The following is a 13,673-nucleotide window of genomic DNA, read 5'->3' on the forward strand; positions in this document are numbered from 1 at the left end:
GTGGAGACTAGTGTGGCCAACGCGCACTGCTCATATGCGATAGCCCTTCCTCCAGGAGAGGGTAAGATCGGGGCAAGAAATCTCGGAACCTTTGCCCTGGGCCTGCATCCAATGTCCGAAGCCAAGGGAGCTAACCGCCATGCCAGGGACCGCAGCCGGCCTGACCGCCGGCGCCAGGACGTCGGAAGCCGCGCTGGTGGACCGCGCGCGGCGCCGCGACGAGGCCGCTTTGCGCGAGATCATGCAGGCCAATAACCGCCGGCTCTTCAGGCTCGCCCGCGGCATCCTGCGCAGCGACAGCGACGCGGAGGACGTGGTGCAGGAGACCTATGTCCGCGCCTTCACGCACCTCGATGGATTTCTTGGCGAGTCGGCGCTGTCGACGTGGCTATCGCGCATTGCCATCAACGAAGCGCTCGGACGCACACGCGGTCGCAAGCCGCAGGTCGAGCTGGGATCGGTGCCGGAGGCAACGCTCGAAGCGCAAATCATCCAGTTTCCGCTTTCGTCCGCCGCGACTGATCCGGAAAAGTCCATGGCCCAACGCGAGATCCAGCGTGTCGTCGAACGCGCGGTCGATGAACTGCCCGAGACCTTCCGCATGGTCTTCATTGCGCGGGTGATGGAAGGGATGAGCGTGGAGGAGACCGCCGAGCTGCTCGGCATCAAGCCCGAGACCGTGAAGACGCGGTTGCACCGTGCGCGTACGATGCTGCGCGAGAACGTCGAGAAGAAGATCGGTCCGGTCGTGATGGATGCGTTTCCGTTCGCTGGTGAGCGTTGCGAGCGCCTGACGGAGGCCGTGCTCAGGCGCCTTGGCATCGGGGCGTAAATTTCTCGGGAACGTTCGCTCGAAATTGGCATCCAACCTGTGCAAGCAACAGTCCGGAACGTTTCCGGCCCACAGGAGTGTCAAGTCATGTTGATCCGATGGAGCGCGGCGGCCGTCGCGGCGATGATCTTGTCGTGTCCCGTATTGCTGCAAGGCGCCAGCGCAGCCGACAAGCCCACCGATCCCCAGATCGCGCATATTGCCTACATCGCGGGCGTGATCGACATCAACGCCGCCAAGCAGGCGCAGAAGAAGGCCAAGAACAAGAACGTCAAGGCGTTCGCCGAAGACATGCTGCGCGACCACGAAGCAGTCAACAAGCAGGCCCTCGCGCTCGTCAAGAAACTGAACGTCACGCCGGAGGACAACGACACCAGCAAGGCGCTCTCGAAGCAGGCGGCAGACAAGCTGGCCGAGCTCGAGAAGCTCGATGGCGTGGCGTTCGACAAGGCCTACGTCGCCAACGAGGTCGCCTACCACAAGGCAGTCAACGGCGCCTTGGAGACGCAACTCATTCCGTCTGCGAGCAATGCCGAGCTGAGGAGCCTGCTGCAGACCGGGCTGAAGATCTTCCAAGGTCATCAGCAGCACGCCGAGCATGTTGCGGCCGAGCTGAAATAGGAGCCTCGCATGATGCCGGGACGTCTCGCTTCGATCGCGCTTGCGCTCGTCCTCCTGTCGACGATCGTCCCGGCACGCGCCGCGACGATCGAGATTACGATGGACAATCTCGTGATTGCTCCGGCTGAAGTATCGGCGAAGATCGGCGATACCATCACCTGGGTCAACAAGGACGTCTTCGCCCACACCGCCACCGCCAGGAACGGCGATTTCGACGTGATGCTGCCGCCGATGCAATCGGCGACGTCAGTTCTGAAGAAGGCTGGAATGGTCGAGTATTACTGCCGCTATCATCCCAACATGAAAGCGACTCTCAAGATCGAGCCGTGACCGAGGGAGAGAGCGCGTTCCCGACTCTGTCGGGAACATGTCCCGGTCATCGCGAGACTAATGCTTGTCTGCCGGCAACGGCTTCCGTGCGATAAGAGCGGCAGACTTCGCGACGACTTTCGCAGAGTCATTCATCCGTCAACTGGCCCCGCCCGCGTGGCGGGGTCATTTTCAGGCGGCTTACTGCTTCAGGACGGCTTACTGCCTGCAGATGCCGACCGAGAATTCGCCGTTGCGGATGCGGCCGGGAAAGCCCTCGACGAACTTCGCAACCGCGTCCTCGCCATAAGTGCCGACGAGCTCGGCGAGGGCCGCGAACAGGCTCGCCTGCGCCAGGCAGTCGCCGTCGACGCCGTCATGACGCGCCTCGGCCCAGGCCTCGTTGAGATAGCTCAGTGCGGCCTGTTTCTGCTCGTGATCGGGCAGCGGCGCGCGGGCGGGGGCGTAGGAAATCGGCTGGCTCATGAAACTCGGTCAGGCTGGGGCGCGATCCACGGCGATGCGCTGTGCGAGAGGTGTAGCACGGGCGTTAACGACCGCTAGGCCACATCTTTAAGAACGGTTAACGGCTGTGAACAAAGTCGATGACAGGGTTCCAGTCACGCACATGCGTCGACCGCGCCGTCGTTCCGGGGCGCGCCTCGCGCAAGCCCGGAATCCATCGGGCATCAGAGACGGTGGATGAATGGATTCCGGGCTCTCGCTTCGCGAGCCCCGGAATGACGGGGTAGCTAGTTCGCGTAGCGCGCCGTGAGATCGCGCGAGATCTTCGAGCCTTCCTCGATGTAGCGGCGGATCGCCACCATCGCGGCCGGCGTGCAGCTGCGATAGGTCTGCTGAAAACCGTTATAGCCGCGATTGAAGCCGGCGATCATGCGGGTGCGGCGCTCGCCGGAGGGGGTCTCGGCATCGATCAGCGCCTGCATCTCGTTGCGCCATTTGTTACCCTCATTGGCCCCGCAGATGCCGCGGAGATAGTGCAGGCCGCCGAGGATCTCGGCCAGCCGCTGCAGTTCGCCGTCAAACGGCGCCGCCACGTCCTGGGCCCTCGCAGGCACGGAGGCGCAGGCGAGAATCAGGACAAAAATGGCCAGAAATCGCGACGACATCGGCGGCTGTATGCCCCCTCGGGACGGCTGGCGCAAGGCGGGCCGTCAGGCCCCAAGCAGCCGGTGAGCGGACTGGATGACCTCCTCCAGCCCCCCGGTCAGCTTGAGGTCGCCGAGGCTTGCCAGGGCGCCAGGGGCGATCCAGCGGTAATCGTCGAGTTCGTCGTTCAGCGCCGGCTCCCGGGCCGTCCAGCGCGCGGCAAAGGACATGATCAGGTAATGGCCGGCGCCGGTCGCGGCCGGCAGCACCTCGCGCCAGCCGGCGAGGCCAATGATCTCGATGCGAAGGCCGGTTTCCTCGTCGACCTCGCGGCTCAGGGCCTGATGCAGCGATTCGCCGAACTCGACCCGGCCACCCGGCAGCGAATAGAAGCCCTTGGCCGGCGAGCGGGCGCGGCGGACCAGCAGCACCTTGCCGTCGCGGAAGATCGCCGCGCTGACCGCAAGCTGGGGATGGGCAGGATGGACGATTGCGGCCAATCGCGTCACCTATCCGGATGAATTCGCCATGATGGTGTCGACGTCGGCCTCCGCGCCACCATTGATGATGCCGCCGCAGGCTGCGATCAGCGGCTTGACCCAAAGCGTGGCCTGCTCGGCGAGGCGGACGCGCGTCGTGTCCTTCTCGACCTCGCGCATGGCCGAGCCGACCGCGGTCAGGATCGAGGTCATGGTATCCGTCAAGTGGTCGAACTGGGCACGCACGTTGGGATCGGCTTTCTCATAGGCTTCGATCGCCAAATCCCGCGCCTTGAAATTCGACGCCGTGAAATGCTCGGCATAAGACAGCGGCGTCCAGGTCAGGAAGTCTTCGGCGCATTCCGGCATATCCGGCACCATTTCGAGCAGCATCACGGCTTCATTGAAATGGTTGAGATAGTCGGTGGCAAGCCCGGTCCGCGGATTGATGTTGGCCACGCGCAGCCGCTCGGCCCAGGCGGTCGCCTCAGGGCCCGTCTGTACATGCGTCCGCGCGGGTTGGGAGGCCGTTGAGCTCATCTGCCGCAGTGTTAACGTTCGGGGTTAAAAGGACCTGAACGGACCCTATATAGGCCTCCAAGGATGTGTGGACGCTTCGTCATAACTTCGGCCCCCGCGGCTTTGCGGCAACTGTTCGGCTATGTCGAGCAGCCGAATTTCCCGCCCCGGTACAATGTCGCCCCGACGCAACCGATTCCGGTGGTGCTGCTCGAGAACGGCGCCCGCCATTTCCGCCTGATGCGTTGGGGCTTGTTGCCCGGCTGGGTCAAGGATTCCCGTGGGTTCACGCTCCTGATCAACGCCCGCTCCGAGACGGTGCTGGACAAGCCTGCGTTCAAGAATGCGATTCGCCGCCGGCGCGGCCTGATCCCGGCCGACGGCTATTACGAATGGAAGACGGAAGGCGGCCGCAAGCAGCCGTTCTTCATCCACCGTGCCGACGGCGAGCCGCTCGGCTTTGCCGCTGTGTTCGAGACCTGGGTCGGTCCGAACGGCGAGGAACTCGACACGGTCGCGATCGTCACCGCCGCGGCGGGCGAGGATCTCGCCGCGCTGCATGACCGCGTGCCCGTCACCATCAGCCCGCGCGACTTCGAGCGCTGGCTCGACAGCAAGGGCGACGAGATCGACGCGATCCTGCCCTTGATGAAGCCTCCGCGCGCCGGCGAATTCGCCTGGCACCCAGTCTCCACCCGCGTCAACCGCGTCGCCAATGACGACGAGCAGCTCGTGCTGCCGATCAGCGCGGAGGAGATCGAGGCGGAGGCCGAGGCGGCGAAGCCGAAGAAGCCGACGCGGAAGGTTGCGGCAGCGTCATCAGATGACGGGCAGGGGTCGTTGTTCTAGGTGCGGTGCCGTAGGGTGGGGAAAAGGCGCAACGCGCCGTGCCCACCATCTCTCTGGTCGTCCGCTGCGCGATGGTGGGCACGCTTCGCTTTGCCCACCCTACAGCAGCGGTGTTCTAAACAATCTCCCGCGCCCGCAGCCCCGCGATCTCTGCCGCATCGAACCCCAACTCGCCCAGCACCGCATCCGTATCCGCGCCCAGCTCCGGCGCCATGCGATCCAGCCTGCCGCCGCCATGGGCGAGCTTGAAGCCGCTGCCGGCAAAGCGCAGGCGGCCGTATTCCGTGTCCAGCTCCTGGATCGCGCCGCGCGCCTTGATTTGCGGATGGTCAATGACCTCTTCGACCTTCCAGATGCTGGCGCAGGGCGCGCCGGCGTCCTCCAGAATTGTCTCCCATTCGCGTGCCGGCCGTTTTGCCAGCGCTTGCTCGATGATGGCGCGCAGCGCGCCCTCGTTCTCGTTGCGGGCGAACCAGTCCGCAAAGCGCGGATCTGACAGCGTGTCCTCGCGGCCGAGCGCAGCCATCAATGCGCGGTACTGCTTCTCGTTGTTGACGGCGAGCAGGATATGGCCGTCGCCGCACTTGAACAAATTTGCCGTGGTCCGGCGGCTCACTGCCTGGTTGCCCGACAGCTGCTGCCGATGGCCGGCGACAGACCAGTCCGCAATCTGGCCGGAAAGAAACGCCAGCGTCGCCTCCAGCATGGAGACGTCGATCAGCTGCCCCTTGCCGGTGCGGTCGCGCTGATACAGCGCGCTCGAGACACCAAAAGCAGCGGTGGCGCCCGAGAGCACGTCGCACACGGCAAAGCCCGCGCGCGTCGGCCCCGTCTCGGGGTGGCCGGTGATCGCCATGATGCCCGATAGCGCCTGCATCTTGCCGTCATAGCCGGGCCGCAGGCGGTCCGGGCCCGTCTGGCCGAAGCCCGACACCGCGCAATAGATCAGCTTCGGGTTGACGGCCGACAGCGCCTCGTAGCCGATGCCGAGCTTGTCCATCACGCCGGGGCGGAAATTCTCCATGACCACGTCGACGCGGCCTGCGAGCTTCTTCACGATCGCGATCGCCTCCGGCTTCTGCAGATCGAGCGTCAGGCTGCGCTTGTTGCCGTTGACCGCCTGGAATGCCGGCGCCAGACCGCGCTCGGCCCATTCGCGGCTGAGCGGCGTGCGGCGCATGTCCTCGCCCTCGCGCCGCTCGACCTTGATGACGTCCGCGCCCAGCAGTGCGAGCTGATAGCTCGCATAGGGGCCGGCCAGCACTTGCGTGAAATCCAGGATCTTCACGCCCTCGAACGGTCGCGTCACGTCGCTCTCCCTCGGCTTATTGTTGTTGGAGGACGTCAGGCGGCGCGGTTGCCGCGCGCAATCTCCTTCTGCTTGTCGAAATCGGCGCGGCGCCGCGCCAGCTCTTCGGGCGAGAGCTGCGCGACATTGTTGTAGTCGAGCTTCCAGGAGGCGTCCTCGCTCCAGCGCAGCGGCGATTGCATCGTGGTCTGCGGACCGCTCGCGCTCTCCAGCAGTCGGAGCGCCAGCTCGAGCGTCTGCGCCTGCGAGGCGATGTCGTGCGGCTTGCCGGCGGAATTGCCGAGCGGGAAGTCGGAGAACAGGAAGCGCGGCACGGCCGCGTGCTCGACGATGTCCTTGGCGCAGCCCATGATCACGGTCGGGATGCCATTGCGCTCCAGGTGCCGCGCCACCAGCGCCGTGGTCTGGTGGCAGACCGGGCAGTTCGGCACCAGCACCGCGACGTCCACCTTGTCCGCGAGGCAGCGCGCCAGGATCTCCGGCGCGTCGGTGTCGAGCGTGACGCGATGGCTGCGGTTGGTCGGCGCGCCGAAGAAGCGCGGCGCGACTTCGCCGATGCGGCCGGCGGCGGATGCCTTCAACAGCTGCGGTAGCGGAAACCAGGTGCCGCTGTCGGTGGCCGACGTGTGCTTGCGGTCATAGCCGATGTGCGAGATGCGCAGATCGTGCTCTTTCGACGTGTCGCCGTCATAGACCTGATAAAACTTCGCGCTGCCATTATACGCCGCGCCCGGCCCCTGGTCGCCCTTGGCCGGATCGTAGGGCGCCGCGGTGGTGATGATGGTAACGCGCGACTGAGCCAGCGGTTTCTTCAGCGGCTGGAACGGCGCCTCGGTGTAATGCGCCCAGCGGTACGGCGTGGTGTAGCCGATCGCCGCGTAATAATCGCGGGTGCGCTGCATATAGGGGACGGGGGAATCGTAGTCGGGCGCAAAGCCGAATTCGTCGTCGCGCGGAGCAGACATGGCGCGTCTCCTGGTTCTTGGTTGGGGCCAGACTAGAGATAGTTGCGGGGTTGCTCAACGGGGGAGGGAGAATGCAGGACAGAATTGCAGTTGAGGATAGCGCGGCGCGGACGGTGCCTCTTACCCTCCCCTGGAGGGCAGGGCTATCGCATGTGGCCTAGGAGTTCGAAGAAGAAGGTATCGTTCCAGCCGGCGCGCTTGAGCTTGAGGCGCAAGGAGATTTTTGTATCGGGGTGAGCTCTGGCGACGTTGAGGGCGAGTCGTCTGAGCACGGCAAGGTTGGCCGGACCGTTGTCCTTGCGATTGCGGGCCAGATCCTCGTCGAGGATGACATCGAGCGGCCAGTGCAGGCCGTTTTCGATGGTCCAATGGGTGCGAACAATGCGCAAAACCTGCGTTCGACTGTAGTTCTGGCTCATCAGGAAGTAGCGTTCGACGGTTTTATCGTTCCCCCGCTTGCTCCTGATCCGCGCGACTGCCTTGAGGCCAGGAAAGTTATGCTTTTGGGCCATGTCTTTGACGGGCACGACAAGCGCGCTGCGCTTTTCTTTTCGCCCATGGTCTGCATCCGTGGTGGCGACCGGCTTCTGACCCTTGCGCGTGGCTGCGGCAATCGCTGCCTTGGCGTCAGCCAACAGCGCGGGCTGATTCTCCTTCACAGCCAGCACGTAATCGCCGCCCCGCGTCACGATCTTTTCGGCCATGCCGCGGTGGCAATGCAGTGCATCCGCCGTCACTACGCAGCCTTTGAGTTGCAAGAGTTCGAGGAGTTGCAAAGCGCCGAGAGCTTCGTTGTTGTTTGGCGCCAGAACATTGGCCAACGCCATACGCGTCTGCGCCGCCCAGGCCGTCACCATGACCGGCGGCATGTGGCTTTTGCCGCTCTCGTAGCCACGCCGCAGCGCCTTGCCGTCTAACGCGATCACGCCTTGTGGCTGTGCAATCTTCGCACCTTGAGCGAAAGCCTCCATAAAGCGTCGGAATGCCGCTTCGAACGCTTTTGGATCGAGCATGCGGAACACACGGCTGAACGTATCATGGCTCGGTAATCCATGCTTAAGCACCAGCACGTCCTGCCAAAGGTAAGCCTTCAGCCGCGCAAACAGCGCCATGTCGGTGCAACTTGTCGCTCCGCACAACGTAGCCATCAGGGCGATGAACAAAAGCTCCGTCAGGTCGTGCAGCGCATTGTCCGCACGCGGGTCGGGCAGCTCTTCGAAGCACTCCGAAAATCGATCCATCGGTCGCTCCTTCCAACTCCGGGAGTCACCTTCAGAATCGATTTCTCTCCAAATCGCAATGCCTTAGGATTACATGCGATTCCCCTGCCCTGGAGGGGGAGGGTCGATCGCGCGTAGCGCGAGCGGGGTGGGGAGATCTCTCCACTCGGGCACTGTTGGAGGTGGAGAGACCGTCACCCCACCCCGGCTCACATTTCGCTGCGCTCAATGTGAGCCGACCTTCCCCCTCCAGGGGAGGGTAAGCACACCTACCTGAACACATGCAGCGCCACATACTGCAGCAGCATGATCGCCTTGGCGTCGATGATGCGGCCGTCGGCGATCATCGCGAGGGCCTCGTCGATGGACAACTCCAGCACCTCGATGTCCTCGCCCTCGTGTTCGAGGCCGCCCCCATCGCTCACCCGCATCTCGGGCTCGTATTCGGCGACGAAGAAATGCAGCTTCTCGGTGATGGCGCCGGGGCTCATGAAGGCCTCGAACACCTTGTGGACGTGGTGCAGGCGATAGCCGGTCTCTTCCTCTGCCTCGGCCCGGATGCGCTCCTCGGGCTCGGCGTTGTCGAGCACACCGGCGGCCGCCTCGATCAAGAGGTCGTCGTAACCGCGGATGAAGGCCGGCAGGCGGAACTGGCGCACCAGGATCACGGTCCGTCGCGCAAGATTATACGGCAGCACGGCGGCGGCATTGTCGCGCTCATAGGTCTCGCGGTGCTGGGTCTGCCACTCGCCGTTGGCGCGCCGGTACTCGAACGTTGTGGTCTTCAGCGTGGTCCAGCCGTCCGAGAGCACGTGGACGTCCTTGATGCGGACGCGGTCGGAAATGGTCATGAGGTCTCTCTCTTCTTCACCTCTCCCCGCTTGCGGGGAGAGGTCGGATCGCCCTTGCGATCCGGGTGAGGGGGTACAGATCCGTCGACGGTCCCACGTGCGGAGAGAGGCCCCTCACCCCAACCCTCTCCCCGTAAGAACGGGGCGAGGGGGCGCAGTTGCGTTCGCGGCCGCATCCCGAACTCAATTGCTTGGCGTTGTCGCGCGGCCGTCGAGCCACTTCTGGAACATCACGGATGTCGACAGTTCGAAACCCAGCGAGCCATAGAACGCGTTGGCCTGCGCGTTCTCGCGCCGGACCAGAAGCTGCAGCTTCGAAATCCCGGCGCTTCGCAGCCAGTCCTCGGCCGCCGCCATGATAATGCGGCCATGGCCACGCTTCTGACAGCTGGGATCGACGGCGACGTAATAGACCCAGCCGCGATGGCCGTCATGGCCGACCATCACGGTGGCGACGATCGCGCCATTGTCGCGGCCGAGCAGCACGGTGGAATTGTCGCGCCGCCGCGCCAGTGCGATGTCGGCATGCGGATCGTTCCAGGGCCGCGTCAGGCCGCAGCGCTGCCACAGCGCGACCACGGCCTCGACATCGGGGTCGGTGATCGCATCGATCGCAAGGGAAGAGCTCACAGCACCTTCCCCGGATTCATGATGCCGAGCGGATCGAGCATGGCCTTGATGGAACGCATCAGCTCGATCGCGGTCTTGTCCTTCACTTGCGGAAGCTCGTCGCGCTTGAGCACGCCGATGCCGTGCTCGGCGGAGATCGAGCCGCTCATGCGCAGCACGATCTCGAAAACCACCGCGTTCACATCATGCCAGCGCGCCAGAAAGTCGGCGGTGTCGGCGCCGATTGGCTGGCTGACGTTGTAGTGCAGATTGCCGTCGCCGAGATGGCCGAACGGCACCGGCCGCGCGCCGGGGATCAGGTTCACCACGGCCGCATCGGCTTCCGCGATGAATTCGGGCACGGCCGCAACCGGGACGGAGATGTCGTGCTTGATCGAGCCGCCTTCCGGCTTCTGCGCCGCCGACATCTCGTCGCGCAGCTTCCAGAACGCGCCGCGCTGGGCGAGGCTCGCCGCGATCACGGCGTCGTCGACGATCTCCTCCTCCATGGCACGGCCGAGGATCATCTCCAGCGGCGTGCGGGCATCCTCGCTCGGCGATGACAATTCCATCAGCACGTACCAGGGATGCTTCTCTGCGAGCGGATCGCGCACGTCGATGCCGTGGCGGACCGAGAAATCCACCGCCAGCTCCGACAGCAGCTCGAAGCTCGTCAGCGCGTTGGCGGCTTCGCCTTGCGCGATGGTGAGCAGCTTCAGCGCCGCCGCCGGCGATTTCAGCCCGACGAAGGCGGTTTCGATCGCCCGTGGCTTCGGAAACAGTTTCAGCGTCGCCGCGGTGATGATGCCGAGCGTGCCTTCGGCGCCGATGAAGAGGTTGTGCAGATTGTAACCGGTGTTGTCCTTCTTCAGCTTCGACAGCGAATTGAGCACGCGCCCGTCGGCGAGCACCACTTCCAGGCCCAGCGCCATCTCGCGCGCGACGCCATAGGCGAGCGCCGCGGTGCCGCCGGCATTGGTCGAGAGATTGCCGCCGATGGTGCAACTGCCTTCGGCCCCTAACGACAGCGGAAACAGCCGGTCGACCTCGGAGGCCTTGGCTTGCGCGATCTGCAGCACCACGCCGGCCTCACACGTCATGGTGTTGGAGGCGGTATCAACTTCGCGGATCTTGTCGAGCCGGCGCAGCGACACCACCACCTCGCCATTGTGCGGCGTCTGGCCGCCGACGAGCCCGGTGTTGCCGCCCTGCGGCACCAGCGCGATGTTGTGCGCGGAGGCGAGCTTGCAGATCGCGGAAACCTCCGCCGTCGAGCCCGGGCGCAGCACCAGCGGTGAGCGGCCGTGGAACAGATTGCGCTCCTCGGTGACGTAAGGCTCGATATCAGTCGGGTCGGTGATGGCGTGGCGGTCGCCGACGATCTTGCGGAATTGCTCGATCAATTCGGGCGCAAGCGGCGGGGTGGCAGGCTTGTTGATGTTCATGTCCTCGTCTCTTGCTTCAACGCGCCACCGCGGCGCGGCGCAGCCGGTCGTTGATCGCCTCGCCCAGACCATCTTCGGGAATCGGCATCACCGCAATCGCCCGCGGCGCTTTCGCGTCGAGGCTGCGAAGATAGCCGAACAGATTGGCGGCGGCTTCATCGAGATCGGCGGTGGGCGACAAATTCATGACGGCCGAGGCGGCGTCAAGCCCGGGCAGGCGTTCCGGGCCGAACGCCAGCAGCGCATCGCCCGGCGCGACCTCGCGTGCGTTGAGCCGCACAAGGGCGCGCGGCGCGTAATGCGAGGCCAGCATGCCCGGGGCCAGCGGCTGGCTGTCGTCGCTGTCAGCCTCCACCGGCGGCCGCGCCAGCTTCGCGCCCAGCACAGCCTCGATCCGCTCGCGCGATAGCCCGCCGGGACGAAGCAGCATCGGCGCGTCGAAGCAGCCGATGATCGTCGATTCCACGCCGACCATAACAGGTCCGGCGTCGATGATCAGGTCGATCCGCCCGGCAAGGTCGCTCTCGACATGGGCGGCCAGCGTCGGCGAGACGTGGCCGGAGATGTTGGCCGAGGGCGCCACCACGGCGCCGCCGAAGGCGCGCAGGATCGCCTGCGCGACGGGATGGGCGGGGATGCGGATCGCCACCGTGTCGAGGCCGGCCGTGGCGAGATCCGCCACCGGGCAGTCCTCGGTCTTGGGCACCACCAGCGTCAGCGGCCCCGGCCAGAACGCCTCCGCGAGCGCCAGCGCGCGCGCATCGAACCGCCCGATCCGCCGCGCGGCTTTGAGGTCCGCGACATGCGCGATCAGCGGATTGAACGCCGGCCGGCCCTTGGCGGCGTAGAGATGGGCGATCGCGACCGCATTGGCAGCATCCGCCCCGAGCCCATAAACCGTCTCGGTCGGGAATGCGACCAGCCCGCCGGCCGCAAGTCGCCGGGCGGCGGCTTCCGCGCCGGCCTCGCCGGCCGGCAATATCAGCGTTTCGACACCCGTTTTCACAGGGATAAAATTCCTCATCTCGGCCGCTTGCAGTGCGTCAAGCCCGACGCTATAAGCCGCCTTCTTGTCGGAGTGTGGCTCAGCCCGGTAGAGCACTGCGTTCGGGACGCAGGGGTCGCAGGTTCGAATCCTGCCACTCCGACCATTCTTCCAAGTACTTATAGTTTCTATGTTTTTCCTGCGCAATGAAATGCGCAATGATTTCAGGCACGGCAGCCATGCCTGTCGCTCCCAAGGCTTATGCCAAGGGCGTCGAGGAGCAGATAAGGCGAACGCCTGCCGCCTCTTCATCCGGATGGTGAAGGCCGTCGTTGGCTTCCAACTTCTCTACGCTCATTCCAAGCCTGCGCGCGGCCTCCCTATCGACACCCGCTTGGGGCCAGGTGTGCCACTGCGTGAGGATTCTAGGCAGGCAATGTCACCAGCCATTAAACCTCTGCCATCTTTCAATGCCGTTGTCCGTGGCGGCATAATATTCGGAGAATTGAGCTCCGGTCGCACAGGCGTGATTCGGGAGTATTCGAAGTCGTGTGCCAATCGGAAAGCAATTTTCAAGAGAGATGACAGAACCGTCTCTTACGGCAAGGATTCCGTGTTCCTGATTTGCTGCGATCATCACCAAGTCTTCCTTGAGGGGGCGCCCCCCTAAATCGCATGCGATCCCGTATCCGTAATCATGGCGCTGACGAGCAGTGCCGCGGTCTCGGCTCATCGCCATCCATCCGGCATCGACGATAATCCAGCCTTTCTCCGACTGATGGCCGACCACGGTCGTCAGCACGGAAAGGGCAATATCGTCGAACGCGCAGACGCCGACATTCGTCATGAATAGATCGAAGAACACGTACACGCCGCAGCGCACTTCCGTAACGCCGTCCAAGGCGCGGGCGGACAGCGCTGTCGGGGTCGATCCGACGCTCACGACCGGGCACGGAAGGCCGGCAGCGCGAAGCCGTTCGGCCGCGCGAACGCTCAAGGCACGCTCCTGCTCCGCCAAGCGCTCCAGGGCCCCGGGCTCGTCGAGCTCATAGGAGTTTCCGGCATGAGTCAGCACGCCGCGAAGTGTGGCGCCGCCGGTGTGAAGAATGCGACCGATCTCGATGAGACGCGCATCCTCGGGGCCTACACCCGATCGGTGCCCGTCAGTGTCGACCTCGAGCAGGACGTGGAAAGGATCGCGATGGGACTGCGCCTCGACGACGGCCTGCGCAGCCTCGACCGAGTCGACCAGAATCTTGAGGCGGCAGCCCCGATCACGCAGTCGCTGAGCCCGGCCGAGCCGGTGCGGCGCGATGCAGACGGCGTAGAGGATGTCGTCGTAGCCCGCAGCAAAAAACTCCTCGGCTTCGCGCAGGGTCGAGACGGTGATGCCGTTCGAGCCCGCGGCGCGCTGCCTGTCCGCAACAGCGAAGCATTTGGTCGTCTTGACGTGGGGACGGAAACTGACGCCCAAGGCGCTCATCCGGTCCTGCATGCGGGCGATATTACGCTGCATGCGCACGACGTCGACGATGGCAGCGGGCGTTTCGATGTCGGAGAAAGATGTCAT

The 13,673-nt window shown here is 64.7% G+C and carries 16 protein-coding genes and 1 tRNA gene; 5 read left to right on the top strand and 12 right to left on the bottom strand.

Features of this window, described 5'->3' with window-relative positions; genetic code table 11:
* Positions 1 to 139: 139 nt before the first annotated feature.
* The 3 genes from ACVWYQ_RS34540 (at position 140) to ACVWYQ_RS34550 (ending at position 1,783) form a co-directional block, all read left to right on the top strand.
* Complete coding sequence (locus ACVWYQ_RS34540) at positions 140 to 832, top strand: RNA polymerase sigma factor (RefSeq protein ID WP_198399970.1); 693 nt, start codon at positions 140 to 142, stop codon at positions 830 to 832.
* An 87-nt stretch (positions 833 to 919) separates the two neighbouring features.
* The gene (locus tag ACVWYQ_RS34545) at positions 920 to 1,453 is read left to right on the top strand and encodes a DUF4142 domain-containing protein (protein ID WP_404543072.1); all 534 of its coding nucleotides are present in this window, start codon (positions 920 to 922) and stop codon (positions 1,451 to 1,453) included.
* 9 nt (positions 1,454 to 1,462) lie between these two features.
* Entirely contained in the window at positions 1,463 to 1,783 is a 321-nt protein-coding gene (locus tag ACVWYQ_RS34550) for a cupredoxin domain-containing protein (RefSeq protein WP_157286906.1), read from the top strand.
* Between the two features lie 198 nt (positions 1,784 to 1,981).
* Here the strand turns inward: ACVWYQ_RS34550 and ACVWYQ_RS34555 are convergent, their stop codons facing one another.
* From ACVWYQ_RS34555 to ACVWYQ_RS34570, 4 genes are all read right to left on the bottom strand, one after another.
* On the bottom strand, positions 1,982 to 2,248 hold the full coding sequence (locus ACVWYQ_RS34555) for a hypothetical protein (protein WP_036003643.1): 267 nt from the start codon (positions 2,246 to 2,248) through the stop codon (positions 1,982 to 1,984).
* A gap of 266 nt (positions 2,249 to 2,514) precedes the next feature.
* Positions 2,515 to 2,892, bottom strand: a complete 378-nt coding sequence (locus tag ACVWYQ_RS34560; protein ID WP_036003646.1) for a TIGR02301 family protein — start codon at positions 2,890 to 2,892, stop codon at positions 2,515 to 2,517.
* Positions 2,893 to 2,937: 45 nt separating this feature from the next.
* Positions 2,938 to 3,372, bottom strand: coding sequence for an NUDIX hydrolase (locus ACVWYQ_RS34565; RefSeq protein WP_271542626.1), 435 nt, complete (start codon positions 3,370 to 3,372; stop codon positions 2,938 to 2,940).
* Positions 3,373 to 3,381: 9 nt separating this feature from the next.
* Entirely contained in the window at positions 3,382 to 3,891 is a 510-nt protein-coding gene (locus tag ACVWYQ_RS34570) for a hypothetical protein (protein ID WP_036003651.1), read from the bottom strand.
* A gap of 63 nt (positions 3,892 to 3,954) precedes the next feature.
* Here ACVWYQ_RS34570 and ACVWYQ_RS34575 point away from each other — a divergent pair, with 63 nt between their 5' ends.
* Complete coding sequence (locus ACVWYQ_RS34575) at positions 3,955 to 4,719, top strand: SOS response-associated peptidase (RefSeq protein ID WP_271542622.1); 765 nt, start codon at positions 3,955 to 3,957, stop codon at positions 4,717 to 4,719.
* A 115-nt stretch (positions 4,720 to 4,834) separates the two neighbouring features.
* Here the strand turns inward: ACVWYQ_RS34575 and ACVWYQ_RS34580 are convergent, their stop codons facing one another.
* The 7 genes from ACVWYQ_RS34580 to ACVWYQ_RS34610 all read right to left on the bottom strand — a co-directional run bounded on the left by ACVWYQ_RS34580 (position 4,835) and on the right by ACVWYQ_RS34610 (position 12,142).
* Positions 4,835 to 6,028, bottom strand: coding sequence for a CaiB/BaiF CoA transferase family protein (locus tag ACVWYQ_RS34580; RefSeq protein ID WP_271542620.1), 1,194 nt, complete (start codon positions 6,026 to 6,028; stop codon positions 4,835 to 4,837).
* 35 nt (positions 6,029 to 6,063) lie between these two features.
* Positions 6,064 to 6,993: a glycine reductase gene (locus ACVWYQ_RS34585; protein WP_271542618.1), complete on the bottom strand. Its 930-nt coding sequence runs from the start codon at positions 6,991 to 6,993 to the stop codon at positions 6,064 to 6,066.
* Positions 6,994 to 7,136: 143 nt separating this feature from the next.
* Positions 7,137 to 8,234: an ISAs1 family transposase gene (locus ACVWYQ_RS34590; RefSeq protein ID WP_404542838.1), complete on the bottom strand. Its 1,098-nt coding sequence runs from the start codon at positions 8,232 to 8,234 to the stop codon at positions 7,137 to 7,139.
* 248 nt (positions 8,235 to 8,482) lie between these two features.
* Positions 8,483 to 9,064, bottom strand: a complete 582-nt coding sequence (locus ACVWYQ_RS34595) for an NUDIX domain-containing protein (protein ID WP_271542616.1) — start codon at positions 9,062 to 9,064, stop codon at positions 8,483 to 8,485.
* A gap of 183 nt (positions 9,065 to 9,247) precedes the next feature.
* On the bottom strand, positions 9,248 to 9,694 hold the full coding sequence (locus tag ACVWYQ_RS34600) for a GNAT family acetyltransferase (protein ID WP_271542614.1): 447 nt from the start codon (positions 9,692 to 9,694) through the stop codon (positions 9,248 to 9,250).
* Positions 9,691 to 11,118: an FAD-binding oxidoreductase gene (locus ACVWYQ_RS34605; protein WP_404543070.1), complete on the bottom strand. Its 1,428-nt coding sequence runs from the start codon at positions 11,116 to 11,118 to the stop codon at positions 9,691 to 9,693. Before ACVWYQ_RS34605 ends, ACVWYQ_RS34600 begins: the two co-directional genes overlap by 4 nt.
* A gap of 16 nt (positions 11,119 to 11,134) precedes the next feature.
* Positions 11,135 to 12,142, bottom strand: coding sequence for an L-threonylcarbamoyladenylate synthase (locus ACVWYQ_RS34610; protein ID WP_271542611.1), 1,008 nt, complete (start codon positions 12,140 to 12,142; stop codon positions 11,135 to 11,137).
* Between the two features lie 50 nt (positions 12,143 to 12,192).
* On the opposite strand from ACVWYQ_RS34610, the gene ACVWYQ_RS34615 reads away from it, so the two are divergent.
* Positions 12,193 to 12,269: transfer RNA gene (locus tag ACVWYQ_RS34615), tRNA-Pro, on the top strand.
* A 273-nt stretch (positions 12,270 to 12,542) separates the two neighbouring features.
* Here the strand turns inward: ACVWYQ_RS34615 and ACVWYQ_RS34620 are convergent.
* On the bottom strand, positions 12,543 to 13,673 hold the full coding sequence (locus ACVWYQ_RS34620; protein ID WP_275508714.1) for a DSD1 family PLP-dependent enzyme: 1,131 nt from the start codon (positions 13,671 to 13,673) through the stop codon (positions 12,543 to 12,545).

This window comes from Bradyrhizobium sp. USDA 3397, from assembly GCF_054060965.1.

Excerpts from the sequence above, each read along its gene's own strand:
- ACVWYQ_RS34540 (WP_198399970.1), top strand. The coding sequence starts at position 140 with ATGCCAGGGACCGCAGCCGGCCTGACCGCCGGCGCCAGGACGTCGGAA.
- ACVWYQ_RS34545 (WP_404543072.1), top strand. The coding sequence starts at position 920 with ATGTTGATCCGATGGAGCGCGGCGGCCGTCGCGGCGATGATCTTGTCG.
- ACVWYQ_RS34550 (WP_157286906.1), top strand. The coding sequence starts at position 1,463 with ATGATGCCGGGACGTCTCGCTTCGATCGCGCTTGCGCTCGTCCTCCTG.
- ACVWYQ_RS34555 (WP_036003643.1), bottom strand. The coding sequence starts at position 2,248 with ATGAGCCAGCCGATTTCCTACGCCCCCGCCCGCGCGCCGCTGCCCGAT.
- ACVWYQ_RS34560 (WP_036003646.1), bottom strand. The coding sequence starts at position 2,892 with ATGTCGTCGCGATTTCTGGCCATTTTTGTCCTGATTCTCGCCTGCGCC.
- ACVWYQ_RS34570 (WP_036003651.1), bottom strand. The coding sequence starts at position 3,891 with ATGAGCTCAACGGCCTCCCAACCCGCGCGGACGCATGTACAGACGGGC.
- ACVWYQ_RS34575 (WP_271542622.1), top strand. The coding sequence starts at position 3,955 with ATGTGTGGACGCTTCGTCATAACTTCGGCCCCCGCGGCTTTGCGGCAA.
- ACVWYQ_RS34585 (WP_271542618.1), bottom strand. The coding sequence starts at position 6,993 with ATGTCTGCTCCGCGCGACGACGAATTCGGCTTTGCGCCCGACTACGAT.
- ACVWYQ_RS34590 (WP_404542838.1), bottom strand. The coding sequence starts at position 8,234 with ATGGATCGATTTTCGGAGTGCTTCGAAGAGCTGCCCGACCCGCGTGCG.
- ACVWYQ_RS34595 (WP_271542616.1), bottom strand. The coding sequence starts at position 9,064 with ATGACCATTTCCGACCGCGTCCGCATCAAGGACGTCCACGTGCTCTCG.
- ACVWYQ_RS34605 (WP_404543070.1), bottom strand. The coding sequence starts at position 11,118 with ATGAACATCAACAAGCCTGCCACCCCGCCGCTTGCGCCCGAATTGATC.
- ACVWYQ_RS34610 (WP_271542611.1), bottom strand. The coding sequence starts at position 12,142 with ATGAGGAATTTTATCCCTGTGAAAACGGGTGTCGAAACGCTGATATTG.
- ACVWYQ_RS34620 (WP_275508714.1), bottom strand. The coding sequence starts at position 13,673 with ATGACATCTTTCTCCGACATCGAAACGCCCGCTGCCATCGTCGACGTC.